The following is an 18,178-nucleotide window of genomic DNA, read 5'->3' as shown; positions in this document are numbered from 1 at the left end:
ACATTTTTTTGCTTGTTAGTAGTTCTTAAATATTGTGAAGCTTACAAACGTTAGAATAATCGCTCCATATAGAGAATTTATAGGTACCATAGAAATTGAAGAAGGTAAAATTAAGAGAATTAAGGAAGGTAAAGAAGAAGGAGAAAATTTAGAAGGAATGATAGCTATTCCAGGCTTTGTGGACATTCATACTCACGGTATTGGTGGATACGATTTTACGTCATGGGACAATAAAGAAGATTTTATAAAAAATATGTTAGAAATGAAAAAAATATATTTAAAGCACGGTGTAACAACTTTTCTTCCTACAACTGTTACAATACCTAAAGAAAATTTAATGGAAGCCTGTAAGGCTATTGGAGAAATTGAAGACGAATCTATTCCCGGAATACATTTGGAAGGTCCTTACATAAGCGAGAAACATGCAGGCGCACAGGATACTAGATATATAAGAAATCCTGACGTTAAAGAAATAAAGGAATGTTTAGAATTAAGTAAGGGTAAAATAAAGACTATTACTGTTGCTCCGGAAAAAGACCTAGATTTTATAAGTGTTCTTTCAAAACTTGGAATTCATCCTTCTGTTGGGCATACCGATGCAGATTACGATACTGCAGTAAAGGCCTTTTTCTCTGGAGCAGATAGAACTACTCACATGTTTAACGCTATGAGGCCTTTTCATCATAGAGATCCTGGAGTTATCTTAGCTAGTATAAATTTTTCTAGATATATTGAGATAATTTCCGATTTTATACATGTTGACAGAGAGGTTATAAAATTTCTGTTAAACTCCGTAGGAATAAATAGGATAGTAGCTGTTACTGATTCAATAATAGCTACAGATTTGAAGGATGGTAATTACACTTTGGGTAAGACTACAATAACTGTAAAAGACGGTAAAGCGTTAACAAGGGAAGGGAGATTAGCTGGAAGTACGCTAACAATGGATAAAGCTTTTAGGAATTTAAGTTCTCTTAGGAGCTTGAGCGAAGCTGTAGTAATGACATCTCAAAATCCTGCTATGGCAGTAGATCTTAAGGATAGAGGTTCATTGGAACCAGGGAAAAAAGCAGACATAGTTATCCTAGATGAAGATCTGAAAGTTGAAAAAGTATATCTTAATGGTGAGAACTATTTTTGAGGGCATATTTCACCAAGTATATCGATAGGCTACCTATATAATACGGAAGACCGAAATGATCTCCATTAAACGCGTTAATTTTCGATGGTTGATTCCAAGGATATCTACTAGATATTGTGTTCCATTCTTTTTGTGCTATTTCTATTCCTTCTTTTTTCATTCCCTTTAATATCATGTGAGACGCAATAGCGAACGAAATTCTTGGCCAGCATGATTTCATCTGGTCAGTAGTTTCGTCTATACTTCCATCAGGATTTACTGAATTTACTAGACAGAATTTGGAAGCTTTTCCATTAAGTTCATATATGGATTTTAAAGCAGAAATTACTTTGTCCTCATCTAAGACGTTACCTAAACCTAAGATGTCACACCAGAATTCTCCTAATATTTGAGTATTCAAGCAAGAATCCTTTTCATTGTCTTTATATTTCCAATTTACGAAATATTTTCCATTCCACAGGGAATTCATTGATGCCCTAGCTTTATCTAAGATTCTTAAATACTCAGAGTATTCATAACCTAAAATCTCAGATGCTGAGATGAACGCCTTAAGAGAGCATAAAAATAACGATGCTACATAAGACGAAGTTCCGTACATATATGTTCCATCATAAGAATTATCAAAACCGCCCTTTGAATCAGGTATTCCGTCTCCATCTTCGTCCCTCTTTATTAACCAATCCATAACTTTTTTCATATAAGGATAATTTCTTTTGAGAAAATCTTTATCCTCAGTCAATTTATAGTCTCTATAAATCATTAAAATCCATGTAGGACCTAAATCGTTCCATGAATAAGGAAAAGAAGCTCCGTAAATCGGATTTTCTATTGATTCTTCTCCTATATCATGAGGAACTTCTCCATCAATAATATAATTGGCAAAATATTCGTCCATTCTTTTGATTAGATCAGGGAAATATTCTAAGAGTGCAAAAGACGCTACGTCCCATGTCATTCCTCCTATAGTATTCATTAAAAGAGATATCTTGGAATCTTCATATATTGCAAATCTTCCGTCTTTTGTTAACCAACTATGAGTTATTACGTATAAACTATTCCTAAAACCTTCGTTTAACCAGTCCCTACTTTCGTCAAGCTCTATTCCAGGTTTTCTCTCATTTATGTACTCAGCTATATCTATAGCGTTTTGGAACCAATTTTCGTAATAATGGCCATAAGGATAATGATGAGGTCTTCCATTAAAATACCAAGTAATGTAGAAATTCTCTTCTCCCTTAACTTCCTTCCATACTATACCAGATATTTCTTCTCTAGCAAAGGGTTTTATGTAATATTTATCTTCTGACTCATTTAGTTTATTTAAATCAAAGATACTGACATCTTCAGTCATCCCTTCCTTTAATGCTGGAACCCAATATGGATGACCTACATGAACTTTGCAACCTTCACATCCTAGAAATATTTCTCCGTAAGCTGGATCAGATTGTAATGCCCTTAAATTCGTCATTAGAACGCCGTTAACTTTTCCTTTTACCTTATAGTTAGCTCTTCCCCATCTTCTACTACCAGTTAAGTTAGGGAAGGAGATAGCTATTATCCCGTTTCCTTTAATGTTAAAAATTATTGAGGGTAATGAAGAATCTTTTAGATTACCTGGAATAAAAGGAGAATAAACCTTTATTGTAAAATTTGGGTCTTCTGTTTTATACTCCACTTGAGGGAAGAAAGCGTCTGCCTCTATCTTGGCTGTCTTAGTTTGAAATTTAATTTCTGAATTTTTTGATGGATTTCCTTGTAGGAAAGTCCCTGTTGCAAGATCTACAATGTGAAATCCTCTAACTATCTTTAGAGGAGTGCTCCAATTATTCATTATAGTTAAATTCCCTATAGTCAGATCGCTGAAGAAATCTATCTTTCCAGTACCCATAGAGCCTATTGGTATTCCGCAATTATTCGGAAACTTCAATTACATCATCTTTATTTCTTTTACTTCCTTATTTACATTGATTATTATACTTTTTCCTTTTTTAGAGAATGAGAATTCCTTACCGTCTACTATAACCTTAGATGCTGAAGATACTACTGTGAGGTTTCTAATAAAGAAAGGCTTAGAGAAAGTTATATCTCCGTTACTCTGAATGGCTGTATCATCATAATCTATTTTTCCATTTCCGTAAACTATCATATCTCCCTCTGAAAGTGGTATTATTGACCCTTCTCTAATATATATAGGAAGATCTGTTGAAGAATCTATCCAGCCTTCAACAATTTCTCCTGTCCAGTAGTCTAACCACTTACCTTTAGGTAAGTATACTTTTCTTTTTTCAGTTTGTGAAACTATTGGCGCAAAAAGAATGGATTTGCCTACCATGTATTCGTCGTCTATTCTAAATGTATCTTCGTCTTCAGTAAATTCGTAAAATAGTGGTCTCACTATTGGGTGTCCAGTTTCGTGAGCTTCTTTAGCTAAATAATAAAGGTAAGGAAGGAACCTATATCTTGTATCAATGGCTTCCTTGACTTTTTCCTTATAGTAGGACGGTAAGAATATTGGTTCAGTATCTATTCCATCTGTAGCCTTATGTGTTCTATAAAATGGGAAGAATAGAGCCAGCTGGAATTGTCTCATAAGCATTTCGGGAGAATTATCTATTTCCTTTAACCCTCTACCTTGAAATCCTCCTATGTCTATTCCTACATATGGGATTCCTGAGATAGAAATACCAAGAACCATCTGTATCTGTAACTTCAATTGATCCCACGAAGAAGTACTATCTCCAGTCCATACTCCGGCGTATTTTTGAATTCCAGCATAACCAGATCTGCTTAATACAAAAGATTTTCCAGCCTTTTGTAAACCTGTAGAAGTTGCCATAGCCTGATAGTAAGGATAAGCATTTCTAACCATAGAATGTTTAACTTTCTTGCCGTTTAAATAGTGTATTACGTCATCAGGGAAAGTTGTATAAAATCTGTCGTCCTTAACTTTTATTGGAGTATCTTTAAAGATATCATTTATTTCAAATACTTTAGAGAAGTCTGTTGGTTCATTCATATCTAACCAAATACCATCAATACCTTGCGATACCCATTCATTTATTAAATTGCTCCACCATTCTCTAGTTTCTTCCCTAAAGAAATCTGGATAAACTGAATTCCCTGGCCATAACTTTCCTACAAATAACTCTCCCTTAGAAGTTTCACAGAATTTTCCTATACCGGAAGTAAATACGTTGTAGCTCTGATCTGCTCTAACGCTATGATCAACTATTGTAATCACCTTAACGTCTCTAGCATGCGCTTCTTCCAAAAATTTCTTAGGGTCATGAAATCTCTCTTTATGCCATGTAAATAATTTAAAGGAATCCATGAAATCTATATCGAGGAAAACTCCTGTTACCTTAAAACCTTCTTTTTTCATTAGATCTAAAAGCTCTATTATTTTTTCCTGAGGATAGTAAGTATATCTTGAAATCATGTATCCAAAAGCCCAGTAAGGTGGAAGATAAGGTTTACCGGTAAGTTCAGAATATCTTTCTAAGACTTTTTCCAAAGTAGGTCCTTCAATTACGTAAAATTCGAAGGATTTTTCGGGAACTTTTATCCTTACTTTACCGTAATCCTCAAAACCTATATCAAAAATAAGCTTAGAAGCAGAATTTACGAAATAGCCAATAGCTTTTCCTTCATAAACCGATATCATAAAAGGAATATTAATATAAAGTGGATCTTGGAACTTCTGATACGCTCCAGGATCAACATTATACATGATATACCTCTTTCTCTTCCTATCAAGTTCTACTGCCTTTTCACCTAATCCTAATATGTGTTCTTTCAATTCCAAAGGTTTTTCTATGACTATGTAGTCTTCCTCCTTTATTTCTAAGGAAAAATCTGAGATTCTTTTACTTGACTCTCTTCCCTTAAATCCGTAATCTACTGGAGGAAAAGGTTCATTAACTTTTACCTTATAAATACCGTCTTTTTCTTCTATGCTTATCTGCATTGAAAGTTGTTTTGATATGATAATTTAAAGCTAATCTAAATCCCTAAAATACGTTAATCGAAGCAGTATTATGTAATTATTATATAAATACTAAATATTTCCTATATGGTTAATGTAACATCATAGAAAAAAACTAAAACTATAGCAAAAGGTCGAACTTAGTGAAAATAAATATAATTCTATTAGGTAATTAAACGTAAAAACACATAACTAATATAGTTAATTTGGTTCAGCGTTATAGTTCATCTTTTTAATTCTCTTACATAATTTTCTATAAAATGGTAACCTATACTTCAGATCAGGGAATAGGCTCCGGAGTTCCTCTAGGAGGAATAGGAGCGGGTAAAATAGAGATTGATAATAAAGGCAAAATGGTAAATTTAACAATAGCAAATAATTGGACATTTCCGATAAAGGAAATGTTGGGATTTCATATATTCATAAAGCCTGACGATTCTGAACCTTTTTTTCTTCAAAAAGAATTAAGATTTCTTAGTTTAAATAAATTAGCTACTAACTTAACGTATGAAGGAAAATACCCTTTTGTAAGAATAAGTGGTGGAAAAGTTAATGCGGTTATGGAAGCATTTTCGCCAATAATTCCTTCGGATGTTTTAGACTCTTCATTACCTTCTATAGGAATCTCGATTAAAGTTAAAGGAAGTAGTAGTGGAACAATAGCAGTTTCAATTTCTAACATTTGTGGTCTAAATAAAATAGGGAGATATAATGAGAGAGTTAAGGGAGGGATAAGAACAAAAAATTCGAGAAGTAATGAATACGACCCATATAATGGAGAAATGTCCTTAATTTCTCTTTCGCCTAGTAAAATAATAACGCAATATAATTTTCATGTAAATAGAGGATTGGAAAAGACTCTAAATCTTCATAGGTTAATAGAAAATGAGGCACCGTGGGACGCTTTACTTAATGATAAGGATTATCCTTCAGATGATGGAGAATCTCAAGGGTCTTATTATTTACCAGCAGGATTAATCTCAAACAGATATGATAAAGGAGAAGAATTAAAATTCGTATTATCTTGGTATTTTAATAAACCTTGGGTTTACTATCCTTATAGACATTATTATGCTAATTATTTCTCAAGTTCTCTAGAGGTCGCTAATTATTTCTTAGATAATTTCGATATTCTCAGGAAGAAAACCTTTGAATGGCAGGAAAATCTTATTGACCCAAGTTTACCAGAATGGCTAAAAGATGCCGTGATAAACAGTACTTACATATTATCGTCTAGCACGTGGTTAGACGAAAAAGGAAGATTCTCAATATATGAGGCTCCAGAGATAGGTCCTATGTTAGGTACAATAGGTGGAGTAGTTTATGAGACTGGATCTTTGCCTATAATTTTAATGTTTCCAGAGCTAGAGAAGTCTTTCCTTAAAATGATTTCTCTAAGCATAAGAGAAGACGGATATGTACCACATGATTTAGGTACTTACTCTTTGGATTCTCCCTCAGATGGGACTACTGCTCCTCCTAAATGGAAGGATACTAATACGACGTTTATTCTTCTTGTTTATAGATATTACATAAGGACTAAGGATAAGGATTTCCTTATGGAAATGTATCCTACAGTCTTGAAAGCTATGGAGTGGATAATAAAGCAGGATAAGGACAATGATGGATTGCCAGACCTAGACGGATCTTGTGATACAGGCTATGATTGTGTGCCAATGGAAGGTACTTCGAGTTATACTTCTTCATTATATATAGCATCTTTAATCTCTATGATCGAAATTTCCCAAATTTTAGGAGACTCAAAAAATAGCGAGAGAATGAGATTATTGCTTCAAAAAGCTAAGGATTCCTTTAATAGACTATTTGATGGGAAAAAATTCATAGCATGGACCGGAAAGCCTCAGCACAATAATGCGTCATTTGCAGCTCAGATATTCGGAGAGTGGTGGTCCCTCATTCTTGGGATAGAAGATATAACAGATAAAGATAAGATAATTTCTTCCTTAGATACTATATATAGAGTTAATGGGAATTCTTCAAAATATTGTACACCCAATATGGCAAGAGAAGATGGCGGTCCAGTTGATATAGATAGTCAATTAACTTCATCTTGGCCCAGACTTGTTTTCAGCCTATCAGCCTTAGCTTACTCTTTAGGTAAGAAAGAGTGGTTAAGTCTAGCAAAAAAGGAATGGGATAATTTAGTTAATCAAGGCTTAACGTGGAATCATCCTTCCATAATTCATGGAGAAGACGGTAAACCAGATAAACCTTTCTTGGATCATTATGCAGGAAGCGCAGCATTGTGGAGTTTCACATATAAATATACATTAGAACATTTAAGTGATAAAAAATGAAGATTCTTTACGTATCTGCCCATCCTGATGACGAATGTGATAATGCTGGTGGAACATTAGCTAAATTATCTAAACATAATGATATTTACATAATTTATTTTACTGATGGAAGATTAGGTTCGCCATATCCTGAAGAAAGAGGAGATAAATTAGCATTAATAAGAAAGAAAGAAGCTATGGAAGGATTGAAAGTTCTTGGTATAGATCCTAATAAGGCATATTTTTTAGAATATCCTGATGGAGAACTAAGTAAGTTTATTTCTGATGCAGTTAAGAAGACTATTCCAATCCTCCAGAACATCTCACCAAACGTTGTTTTTTATCCTTCAACTTTTGAAGCACATCCAGATCATTGGGCTGCAGGAAAGATAATGAAGGAAGCTATACATGAAGCAAGAATTCAAGCAGATCAGTTATCATATTTAAATTGGGAACCTAAGATTTCTAGAAATCTTAAAATAACATTAAGGTACTTAGAATGGAAAATCTCCATGAAAAAGGCAATTTATGTGAATATTGAGGAATTTATGGATGTGAAGTTTGAAGCAACAAAGAAACATGAATCACAAATAAAATATTTTGACGATCAGTATATGGAAAAATTCTTCAAATCTAAATATGAGAGATTTTATGTGGAAAAAAGTTATTCTAATCTTAAAGAAATTATCTCATAGTTCTTATAATTTAACTGGATTTTATTATTGTTAGTCTCTAGTTCCTTATTGTTTTCGTTTTCTAAGATATTGGTTAAAGATACTTTCTTAGGCGAATACCATAATTCTATTTCTCCTCTTCCCCTGCTATTTTCTACGTTATAAAGCCTTATTATGATGCCTCTTCCGTCCTCTGCCTCCTTAATTGCTTCTAGAATTAGATTCTGAGGAGATAGCTTCAGAAAACTCTTTTCCCCTCCTTTCCCTTTAATAGATCTTAATGGATAGTTAAGCTCATAAGCTCTTTTGAAAACTTCTGCTTCCTTCCAGTTTCCTTTATGCGGATATATTGAATAAGTGAATGTATTAGTCTCTAAATCTGTAGCATAATCTGGATACATAGGCGATCTAGCTATTGAAAGACCTACATTACTTCCTTCTACAGATACACCGTATTTCCCATCGTTAAGTAAAGCCACACCGTAATTATCTTCAGAAATATCTAGCCACTTTTCCATTGGTACCTCAAATTTAGCTTTTTCCCAACTGGTGTTCTTGTTAGTTTGTCTTTTTATAATTCCATAAGGTATTTCAAAGACTGCTTCGTTTGAATTTAGATCGAAGAAGAACCAAGATTTCAACAGTAGTTCTCTATCTATCATTTTCGTAGTCGTCTTGAAATCTATTCTTCTACTTTTTGCATATAAATATACATCTTGAATTATTTCGGAGTTTCTGAATTTATAGTAAAATCTAATGCAAGCCCTCAAGGGACCTTTTTCCCTTATTTCATATTTTTCAGCATTAATTTCAAAGTAAGTATCCTTATATGATGACTCTATATCCCACGCATCGGCCCAGCCTGGTATGTTTTCATAGAATATTAATTTTGAAGGAGATCGTAAAACTTCTCTTCCTGTTTCCTTATCATAAATTGAAACTACTGAACCTTCTGGAGTAAGTTGTATTCTTAAATACTCGTTTTCCATTGTTAGACCATTAATAGACACTGGAGATACTGGAGATTCTTTATATTCAGTAAATCCTAATGAAGGTACCTTTACCATTATCAAATATCCTTCATCAATCTTTTGGGACCCGTTAACTTCTTCATTTATTATTGCATAATCTTCTCTTTCCCACGACAAGGAATTAAATATCATTGTTTTTTCTCCTTCTCCTGCAATTTTCTTAAGAGAATCTAAGGAAATTTTATCACTTTCTTGAATAATATTCTCCAATTCTGGGTAAACAGTCTTGTAGACTTCATTTATAGCAGAGCCAGGTAAAACATCATGAAACTCATCCTTTAATAGTATTTTCCATAACGATTTGATTTTCTGATCATATTTCCCAGAAATTGTAGACCATATTTCTGCATCTCTTAAAGCAACTTCTGCCTTTCTATGAAGATATTTCATCTTAGAATGCGAAGTGTAAACTCCTCTATGCGTTTCAAGGTAAAGTTCTCCATTCCATGAATTTTCAGATTCATATTGTGGAATACCGTCTAGTTTAATTCTAGGTACTGAAGGTAATTCGTCTATAGCTTTTGCTTCGTTTAACATATCTTCAGTTGGTCCTCCACCTCCGTCTCCATAGCCGTAAGAATAAAGCATAGGTTGATCCTTATCTTTCCAGTTATTCCATTGATCTATTACACTATCCACGCTAAAATCTGAGTTATATCCTCCTTTTCCATTACCAAAAGCTACGGCATTTATTGACGTTCCGTCAATTCCTATCCAATTAAACAAGGAATAAGGGAACTTGTTAGTGTCGTTCCAAAAAACTTTATGGGTCGCAAACATCTTTATTCCTGATAATTTCATTATTTGAGGAAGCTGACCAGAAAATCCGAAAGTGTCAGGTAACCATAATATTTCAGACATTTTACCAAAATTCTGTAGGTAAAATTCCTGAGAGTAGAGCAATTGCCTTGACAATGATTCTCCAGAAGGTAAATTTGCGTCAAACTCCACCCAACCTGCACCTAAAATCCACTTACCCTCATTTACCTTTTCCTTTATTTTTTCGAAGAGTTCTGGATAGTCCTCCTTTATCCATTCATAATATATTGCCATGCTTTGCATAAAATGAAAATCGTACTTCGACATTAAGCTAATTACAGTAGAAAATGTTCTAGCTATTTTCCTCCTAGTTTCATCGAAATTCCATAGCCAAGCAGTATCAGTATGAGCATGAGCAATACCTTGAACTATTCCAGCCTTTCCAAAGGTTTCTCTCAGTTCCGATAATTTTTCCCTTAAATATCTTAATGCGTTATCGTAATTTCCTGTGTATTCTTCGTATTTCATTTCTTGTGAAAATTCTAATAAATAATTAGGAAATTCTTTCCAGTATTTGGACGCTAGAAATAATTGGTCTCTAGATACTGAAACAAAAGGAGATAAAGACAGTGCCTCTGTAAGAATTGTTAATAATTTTTCCCTTAAATATCCTTGAGAATTTTTAGCTAATTGAAGAGTAGCGTTAGCGTAACTCCATAATAAATATGCTGAAGAGTTTCTTTTAAAGATAGCAGGTTTTCCTGGATCTATCTGAACCTTATCACCAAACGCCTTGTATGGAGAAAATATAGCCTCTATTTTTATTTTACCTAATGGTAAAGGAAAAGTATTATGGTAACCGTCCAAAGCATAATACGGTTTGGAATTTATTTTCACCAATGCAGATCCTTGATAGTCAATAACAATTAAATGTCTTGGTTCATTAGTTTCTAGATCTATAACATATCCGTTATTATTTACCCAGTTTAGATATTTTATATCATAAAAAGAATTCGCCAAAATATATGAGATTCTCGAGAAAATCTCGTTTTCTTTTCTCATAACATTGCAGTGTATTTTACGTTAATAAATATTCAATACGATAATTTAAGGAATTCGTTCTTAAACTTCTCATCATTCAAGTATAACTTAGTATATATCTTATCGGGAACACTGTTAAAGATAATCTGGTCTTCTATGAGTTCAATATTATGCCATGTAATCTCATAACTAGCATCTTTTATAAGCTTCAAGAGTCTTGAATAAAGCTCTCCATACATCTTACTAAGAGTCTTCTCTATGACTTCTTTTTCCCTATTTTTCATGTATATTGACGGATTGTAAAATATACTCTCTAAAACTTCTGAAGCTCTTAATTCTTTAGAAGTAGTTTTCAAGGTTTCTGAATATCCTTCTTCCAGCAAAGAAATTACTAATGTATAAGGTAAAGGTTCTATTTTTCCTGAAGGATATCCTAGCCTCTTATTTCTAACAAGAAGAATCCTATCTTCCTTTTGTGACAATTTATTCATGAAATATCCGTCTATCATTATGTTATTTATTACGTAAAAAGGGATCTGCATTTAGACCCTCCTTAATCTCGGATTTGATATTTCGTCTATACCATAACTTAACATTATTAATCCTGTCATAAACATGACAACAAACAGAGAAGGCCATAATAGGAACCAAATTGCAGAATTGCCGTAAATTGCTCCATCTTGTAACGCTTCGTTAATCATAACTCCCCAGTTATATTGGCTAACCGGTAGTACTCCTAAGAAATATAATCCTATTGCTGCATAAAGTGCGTTTTCCACATTAAAAATAAAATGTATTGCTATATAGGAAGCTACTGTAGGCATTATTTCCCTAAAGATTATATGTAGACTTCCTAATCCTAGAGTTCTAGCTACTTCGACGTAAGGAAGGTTTTTCATTAAAAGTATTTGAGATCTAATAGCTCTAGCTAATCCTGTCCATCCGCTAATACTCAATATGGCAGCTAATATAAATGGATTTGACGTCCTTAAAGAAGTTGCAATAATTAATATTAATATTAGACTTGGCATTGTCATTACTATATCGTTAACTGACATGAGTAAATTATCGAGTATACCACCTTTGTATCCAGCTATCATTCCTACAGCTATTCCTATCAAAGTTGTGAATAATCCAGCTAGAAAGCTTACCTCTAGAATGAATGGAGCTCCCCAAACTATATCTCCTAGAATACTGTCACCAATTGGCCCAGTACCTAGGATATAGTAAGGGTTCAACATGGGAGGTCTAAATATCATGCTAGGATTTATATTAACTATGACAGGCTTAGGAACAACTAATGGACCTATTGTTCCTAAAAGAACGTAGAATATTGTGATTAATAGACCTACTCTGCCCTTCTTATTTCTCCATACAAGCTTTAGGTAATCAAGAAGCCTCATATGGATTGATTTGTCTCAAAAGTTAAAAAACTTATATATGGAAATCTTGACTCAATTATAGATTAAATAATTTCGAAATTTATAACATAAAGTTTATTTGAAACTACTTTCATATTTATATTATGAGCGAGTATAGAGGTCTTTTGGCTTTTGGTTACATTTTCCTTTTCTTATCGATATTTTCCCTTGTTTTTGATTATAGAATAATCTCATTAGACATTGTACTATCATTCACTTTAGCCATTTCTATATTTGCAATAGTATTTTCTATATATAAAATTAGAAAAGAAAGTAGAGAATTATAATTTTGATTTATGAATTTTGGATTTATTTAATGAAAGTGCATAACTATACCATAAGAGTATTAGACCTAAAACTAAGAAGATCCCAGCTATTGTATATCCTATCCCGGAAAAATTAGTATTATATGTCTCAATACTAGCAGTAACATTGGCAGGATAATTTCCTCCTTCTATTACAATTTGTTTAAAAGGTGTAGCGTCAAAACTTGTAGTAAAATTCCCATTAAATTGTCCTAAATATATTCCACCTAAAGGTGGATTTAATACAATTATCTTTATGGAAGATGTAGAATATCCACAAATTATAACTTTATCTCCAGTAGAACCTTTATATGATACCGTACTTCCTCCGAGATCTGATAATGAAAGATGGAAATGATTTGAATAGACGGTTGTATTAGAATAATATATTGTGAAAGGAATCATTATAATTCCTACCAAGAGAAATAAAACTGAGATAAGGAGCAACTTCAAATTATCCACCGTAAAGATAACAAGCTACTTTTCTATCGCCATCTAGAGTATATCTAGGAAAATCTTTTTTGCACTTTTCCATTACATATGGACATCTTAAACTGAATGGACACCCTTCTTTAGCTATTCCTTCTTCCTTATATTTTAGGAACTCCATATTTTCTCCTTCGTTGTTTATATCTATGTAAGAGCTTACAAGAAACTTTGAATAAGGATGTAAAGGATTCTTTATTATTTCATTAATGTATCCTTCTTCTATCAGCCTACCACCATAAAATACGAAACTCTTAACCCCCCCTGCTTTATAATCTAAATATTTTGCTATAGCTAGATCGTGAGTTATCATTATTAATGTCATATTTCTTTCGTTCTTTAAATTAACTAATAAATCTATAATTCCTATTCTATATGAAGCGTCAAGCATTGTCACGGGTTCGTCGGCTATCAAAACTTTCGGATTAACTGAGATGGCTCTAGCTATATTTATTCTTTGTAACTGACCTCCAGATAATTGATTAGGATATCTATTAATAACCGAATTATCTAAACCTACTGAATTGAGCAATTCAGAAATCTTAGCATGTAATTTTTCTCCCTTCAATTTAAGATGTTTCTTTATAGGATATGAAAGAGATTCTCCTATTGTTTTAGAAGGATTCAAAGAACTTATAGGATCTTGATAAATATACTGGATTTCTTCCCTTAGAATTTTTTTAGTTTTTCTATCTTTCCATACATTTTTTCCTTTATAAAGATATACTCCAGAAGTTGGTTTCTCAAGGGCTATCAAAACTCTGGCTAAAGTTGTTTTCCCTGCACCGCTCTCACCTATAATAGTTACTGTTTCTCTATCGTCTATTCCAAGGTTAACGTCTCTTAAGGCGTAAATAACTCTTCTAGTAAAACTACCTTGGGTAAATTTTACGCTTAAATTATTTATCCTTATTATTTCCATAAAGGAAACACCTTACCTTTCTTCCATTTACGTCATATACTTCCGGATGGTTTAACTTACAATAATCCATTAATTTATTACATCTAGCATTAAAAGGACATCCGACTAGTGAAGGTTGACCTTCCTTTATTGGTCTAATATTTTGCATAGATCCCCCTATCGAAGGAACTGAACTTATGAGATCAGCAGTATAAGGATGTAAAGGAGTTTTTATTACAGCTTCAGCCTTACCTTCTTCCATTAATTCTCCTGCATATAAAACTAGAATATCAGTTGAGAGATACGCAGAAATTGAAATATCGTGCGTAATAAAAATTATTGACGTTCCTATGTTCTTATTAATGTCCTTAATTATTTCAAGGATATACCTTTGAGTTGCCACGTCTAAAGAACTTACTGCTTCATCCATTATTACTAGATCTGGATCAAGTAAGAGGCTTAAAGCTATGAGAACCCTTTGTTTCATTCCTCCACTTAATTGAAAAGGATAAGCCCTAGCTACTCTTTCTGGATCGAGTTTTACCATTTTAAGAAGTTCTAACGCTTTTTCAGTAACCTTTTCTTTGCTTAAGCCGTGAGAATACGCTGTGTCATAAAAATGATCAATAACCCTCATAGTATTATTTAAAGAATTCTGAGAAGCTTGAGGAACATAGGATATAGATTTCCAAAGAATTTCCTTTTTGAAGTCTGTTTCCTTCATTGAAAGTAATTCTCTTCCCTTAAAAAATATTTTGGAACTAGGCTCTATTTTTCCAGGAGGCTTTATTGCTCTTAAAATTGCCTTAGCTAAGGTTGACTTTCCTGATCCGCTTTCTCCTATAATTCCTAAAATCTCTCCTTTTTCCATACTAAAGCTTACATCCTTAACTGCAGGAATTTTTGTTCTCTCCATATAATAGGAAACAGATAAATTCCTTGTTTCCAAAAAAGTAGAGAAGCTCATTGTTTCTCACTCGTGTCTTACTCTGGGATCAATAAGGGAGTAAGTCAAATCAGCTAAGAGAACTCCAACAACTACTGCAGTAATTATTATGATAAAGATTCCCATTTCCAAAGTATAGTCATTATTAGTTATGGCATAATAGAGCAAATTTCCTACTCCAGGATAACTAAATATTTCCTCTACAAATACCGATCCTCCAAAAGAGAATCCTATTCCTATAATTAAACTAGTATATAAGGGAAGTAAAGCGTTTCTCCCTACATACTTAGTCTCTATTAGCTTATCTTTTATGCCTCTTACCTCTGCAAAGCTTACGTAATCTTCCCCTAATGTATAAATAGTATTTGCTCTCATGTGCAATGCCCAACCTGCTAGATTAGCCAATGTTAGGGTCAATATGGGAAGGGTAGAATGATATAATACGCTTATTATGAAACCGAGATTGGGACCTATTGTTACATTAGCGGAATATGCTCCACCGCTAGGGAATAAATGAAACTCAAATCCCAAGAGAAAGAGTAAAAGAGCTCCGCTTATATATAGCGGAATAGATCTTAATACAGTAAAGAACGTTGTCAAAGAGGAGTCCGTTTTAGTTCCTCTTTTGTATCCCATCTTTTGTCCTATTCTTATCCCTATGAAGAAGCTTATTATCAAAGACGTGGATACAATAAAAATAGTCCATGGTAATGCAGTAGCTATTATAGTTGTAACAGGTACCTCAGATATAACATCTAAACCCATATTGCCATGGAGCACATTCATAAGATAACTTAAAGCTCCTACTATTGGATTACCATGGGGTACTAAACTATTATAAAATTGCAATTCAGACGCATAAATTTGAGCAAATTTTGGGTTGCTAGCTTCGTTTAATCTCACATTGCTGAGAAGAGCGTTTGCCGGACTATCTGGAGAATACTCAATTAGAGCCCAGCTAATAATAATGGTTACAATAATTGTTATAAATGCCATAGCAAACCTTCTGATTAACCAGATTTTGTTCATAATAGCTTTTATGTAATATAACTTTTTAAGTCTTTTGAGAAGGAACATATATATTAGAAGGATAATCTATATTTAATTAATTTCTATACAATTGAGAAATAGTTAAAAAATGAAAATTAACGTATTAAACAATTATCTCTCACAACTTGTAAGCTATACATAAAGTTTAAATTTTATATACACAAAATGATATGTATGAAAGTATACATTAAAAAATCTAGCCTTTTAAAATATATCTCTTTATTGATATCGTTATTAATACTGGTTACACCTTTAGGAAGCATTGGGAGTTTTGTAGTTACAGCACAGTCAAGTTCATCAACCTTATACATAGCATGGATAAATCCCACGCCTTATGAAAGTTTAAGTACCTATAATCCTAACATTTTCGCTGGTGGACTAGGAGGATCTTTTTACGGCATAGCTTACGCTTACAGTACAATTCTAAATGTCTCAAATAACGTAATGTTACCAGGCTTAATAGAGAATTGGTCCTTCTCGCCATCTAATTGGGAACAAGTATGGCAAAAGGAGCCTATTAACGTCACGCTTTACGTGAGACATAACACTGGATGGGGAGATGGAACACCAGTAACAGCTTACGATATTATGGCTACCGATCTCATTCTTCAAGCATCTTATCTAAATCCCAATCCTGTTAAATATACTATAATAAATAATTACACATTAACTTTAACTTTTGCTCCTGATTGTTTATCTCCTTATCTTATGCCATACACTTTACGTTATACTGCTGGATTAACTCAAGTTGCTACAATAATTCCTTATCAAGAATGGAAGCCAGTAATAAACGAGATTTTAGGTAATTTATCAGCTATAAGAAGTCAAAATACTACTGTAATAGATCATTTTAGGAAAATAATACATTCTTATTTACCATCTGGTCCATTATCTGGAAACTATAACGGCCCATTCTATTTGAGTCAGATTACGCCAAACGAATTAATTCTGAATAAGAATCCTTACTATTACGCTAGTAACGAAATCAAATGGAATAAAGTTATAATATATCAATATACTTCGGAGTCTCCAGCGTTAGCGGCTATAAAATCTGGTGAAGTTTCATTAGTGTATTCTGGTGAACTTTCACTATCCTCTCAAGTACTCTCTTCCTTACCTTCGTATTATAAAGTAATTGACGTGAATCAGCCTTTCGGTTGGGGACTTTATTTCAATTTGCAAAATCCCTGGGTTTCTAACTTAAAAGTTAGACAAGCTATAGCTTACGTACTCAATAGAACTGCAATAAGCCTTGCAGGTGGAATAAAGTACTCTCCAGTTAGTGTACCAAACGGGATACCATCGTTCCCTGCGTACAAAGAATTTATTACGCCTGCAGTAAGTAATTTAAATACATATTCAGTAAATCTTACAAAAGCTCAAAGATTAATGGAATCTGCAGGATTTACGATAAAGAACGGGCAATGGTACGCTCCTAACGGAACTCCTTTATCTTTTACTATACTTTATGGAGGACCTATAACACCTGGAATTTCTAACATGTTGGATGTAATAGATAGTGAACTATCGAGTTTCGGTATACCAACACATTACATAGATATAACGTCGTTAACACAACTGCATAATACCTACAAATCTGGCGCATATACTATGGACTTTGGAAATTGGGGAGGATATTTCCCTGGTACTATAGACTGGTATCTTCCATTGTTTTATTTTGGAGGATATCCATTTAATGTAACTCATTGGAACCAAATTGTAACTCTTCCAAATGGAACCACAGTGAATTTACATGAACTAGGATTCCTATCTACTGCACCAAATTCTACGTCTCAATTAATAGACGTAAATAATGAAATAGCTTATACTATGAACTATTATTTGCCTGTCTTACCATTAGTTAAAGAAGATTATGTAATTGTAATAAACACTAATCAGGTTTCTAATATTCCAACTAACAATTCGTGGATATGGAGTGAGGCATTATATGGAGTAGGAGGCAATGCTTTCTTACAAGAAGGATTTTATTATGGATATTTCGAACCAATTATTCACACTACAGTACCGCCTACTACTACAACAACAACTTCAAGTACTAGCGTAATATACATTGCTGGAGTAATTATAGCTATAATTATAATTGCTGGAGTAATATTTTTATTAAGAAAAAGACATTAATT

General features: G+C 33.2%; 14 protein-coding genes. 5 read left to right on the top strand and 9 right to left on the bottom strand.

The window, feature by feature from the left end; genetic code table 11:
• The first annotated feature begins 34 nt into the window (after positions 1-34).
• A complete protein-coding gene (gene nagA / locus DFR85_RS20050; RefSeq protein WP_110269823.1) occupies positions 35-1,141 on the top strand; it encodes an N-acetylglucosamine-6-phosphate deacetylase in 1,107 nt (368 codons plus the stop codon).
• Here nagA and DFR85_RS20045 read toward each other — a convergent pair.
• Together DFR85_RS20045 and malA are read right to left on the bottom strand one after the other, a co-directional pair.
• Positions 1,119-3,068 (bottom strand): GH116 family glycosyl hydrolase, encoded by a 1,950-nt coding sequence (locus DFR85_RS20045; RefSeq protein WP_110269822.1) that lies wholly within the window; start codon positions 3,066-3,068, stop codon positions 1,119-1,121. The two genes, nagA and DFR85_RS20045, sit on opposite strands and share 23 nt — an antisense overlap.
• Positions 3,069-5,108, bottom strand: coding sequence for an alpha-glucosidase MalA (gene malA, locus DFR85_RS20040; protein ID WP_110269821.1), 2,040 nt, complete (start codon positions 5,106-5,108; stop codon positions 3,069-3,071).
• A 278-nt stretch (positions 5,109-5,386) separates the two neighbouring features.
• On the opposite strand from malA, the gene DFR85_RS20035 reads away from it, so the two are divergent.
• On the top strand, positions 5,387-7,444 hold the full coding sequence (locus tag DFR85_RS20035; protein ID WP_110269820.1) for a GH116 family glycosyl hydrolase: 2,058 nt from the start codon (positions 5,387-5,389) through the stop codon (positions 7,442-7,444).
• Complete coding sequence (locus DFR85_RS20030; RefSeq protein ID WP_110269819.1) at positions 7,441-8,118, top strand: PIG-L deacetylase family protein; 678 nt, start codon at positions 7,441-7,443, stop codon at positions 8,116-8,118. Before DFR85_RS20035 ends, DFR85_RS20030 begins: the two co-directional genes overlap by 4 nt.
• Here DFR85_RS20030 and DFR85_RS20025 read toward each other — a convergent pair.
• Genes DFR85_RS20025 through DFR85_RS20015 form a run of 3 tightly spaced genes read right to left on the bottom strand, consistent with a single transcriptional unit; the run spans position 8,088 to position 12,331 of the window.
• Positions 8,088-10,949 (bottom strand): alpha-mannosidase, encoded by a 2,862-nt coding sequence (locus tag DFR85_RS20025; protein ID WP_110269818.1) that lies wholly within the window; start codon positions 10,947-10,949, stop codon positions 8,088-8,090. The two genes, DFR85_RS20030 and DFR85_RS20025, sit on opposite strands and share 31 nt — an antisense overlap.
• A 32-nt stretch (positions 10,950-10,981) precedes the next feature.
• Positions 10,982-11,470, bottom strand: a complete 489-nt coding sequence (locus DFR85_RS20020; RefSeq protein ID WP_110269817.1) for a hypothetical protein — start codon at positions 11,468-11,470, stop codon at positions 10,982-10,984.
• On the bottom strand, positions 11,471-12,331 hold the full coding sequence (locus DFR85_RS20015; RefSeq protein WP_110269816.1) for an ABC transporter permease: 861 nt from the start codon (positions 12,329-12,331) through the stop codon (positions 11,471-11,473).
• A gap of 122 nt (positions 12,332-12,453) precedes the next feature.
• Here DFR85_RS20015 and DFR85_RS20010 point away from each other — a divergent pair, with 122 nt between their 5' ends.
• The gene (locus DFR85_RS20010; RefSeq protein WP_110269815.1) at positions 12,454-12,636 is read left to right on the top strand and encodes a hypothetical protein; all 183 of its coding nucleotides are present in this window, start codon (positions 12,454-12,456) and stop codon (positions 12,634-12,636) included.
• Here the strand turns inward: DFR85_RS20010 and DFR85_RS20005 are convergent.
• From DFR85_RS20005 to DFR85_RS19990, 4 genes are read right to left on the bottom strand one after another with little or no spacing between them, the layout of a single operon-like run.
• A complete protein-coding gene (locus DFR85_RS20005; protein ID WP_162582643.1) occupies positions 12,631-13,107 on the bottom strand; it encodes a hypothetical protein in 477 nt (158 codons plus the stop codon). The genes DFR85_RS20010 and DFR85_RS20005 overlap by 6 nt on opposite strands.
• A gap of 1 nt (position 13,108) precedes the next feature.
• The gene (locus tag DFR85_RS20000) at positions 13,109-14,062 is read right to left on the bottom strand and encodes an ABC transporter ATP-binding protein (protein ID WP_168367111.1); all 954 of its coding nucleotides are present in this window, start codon (positions 14,060-14,062) and stop codon (positions 13,109-13,111) included.
• On the bottom strand, positions 14,040-15,008 hold the full coding sequence (locus DFR85_RS19995; RefSeq protein ID WP_110269811.1) for an ABC transporter ATP-binding protein: 969 nt from the start codon (positions 15,006-15,008) through the stop codon (positions 14,040-14,042). The genes DFR85_RS20000 and DFR85_RS19995 overlap by 23 nt, the downstream gene beginning before the upstream one ends.
• A 6-nt stretch (positions 15,009-15,014) precedes the next feature.
• A complete protein-coding gene (locus tag DFR85_RS19990; protein ID WP_110271778.1) occupies positions 15,015-16,016 on the bottom strand; it encodes an ABC transporter permease in 1,002 nt (333 codons plus the stop codon).
• Between the two features lie 195 nt (positions 16,017-16,211).
• On the opposite strand from DFR85_RS19990, the gene DFR85_RS19985 reads away from it, so the two are divergent.
• Positions 16,212-18,176, top strand: a complete 1,965-nt coding sequence (locus tag DFR85_RS19985) for an ABC transporter substrate-binding protein (RefSeq protein ID WP_246252999.1) — start codon at positions 16,212-16,214, stop codon at positions 18,174-18,176.
• Positions 18,177-18,178: the final 2 nt, after the last annotated feature.

This window comes from Acidianus brierleyi, assembly GCF_003201835.2.
In the GTDB taxonomy this organism is placed as follows: domain Archaea; phylum Thermoproteota; class Thermoprotei_A; order Sulfolobales; family Sulfolobaceae; genus Aramenus; species Aramenus brierleyi.
The sequence above is the reverse complement of the archived record's forward strand: the minus strand, read 5'-3'. Positions and strand labels throughout refer to the sequence as shown.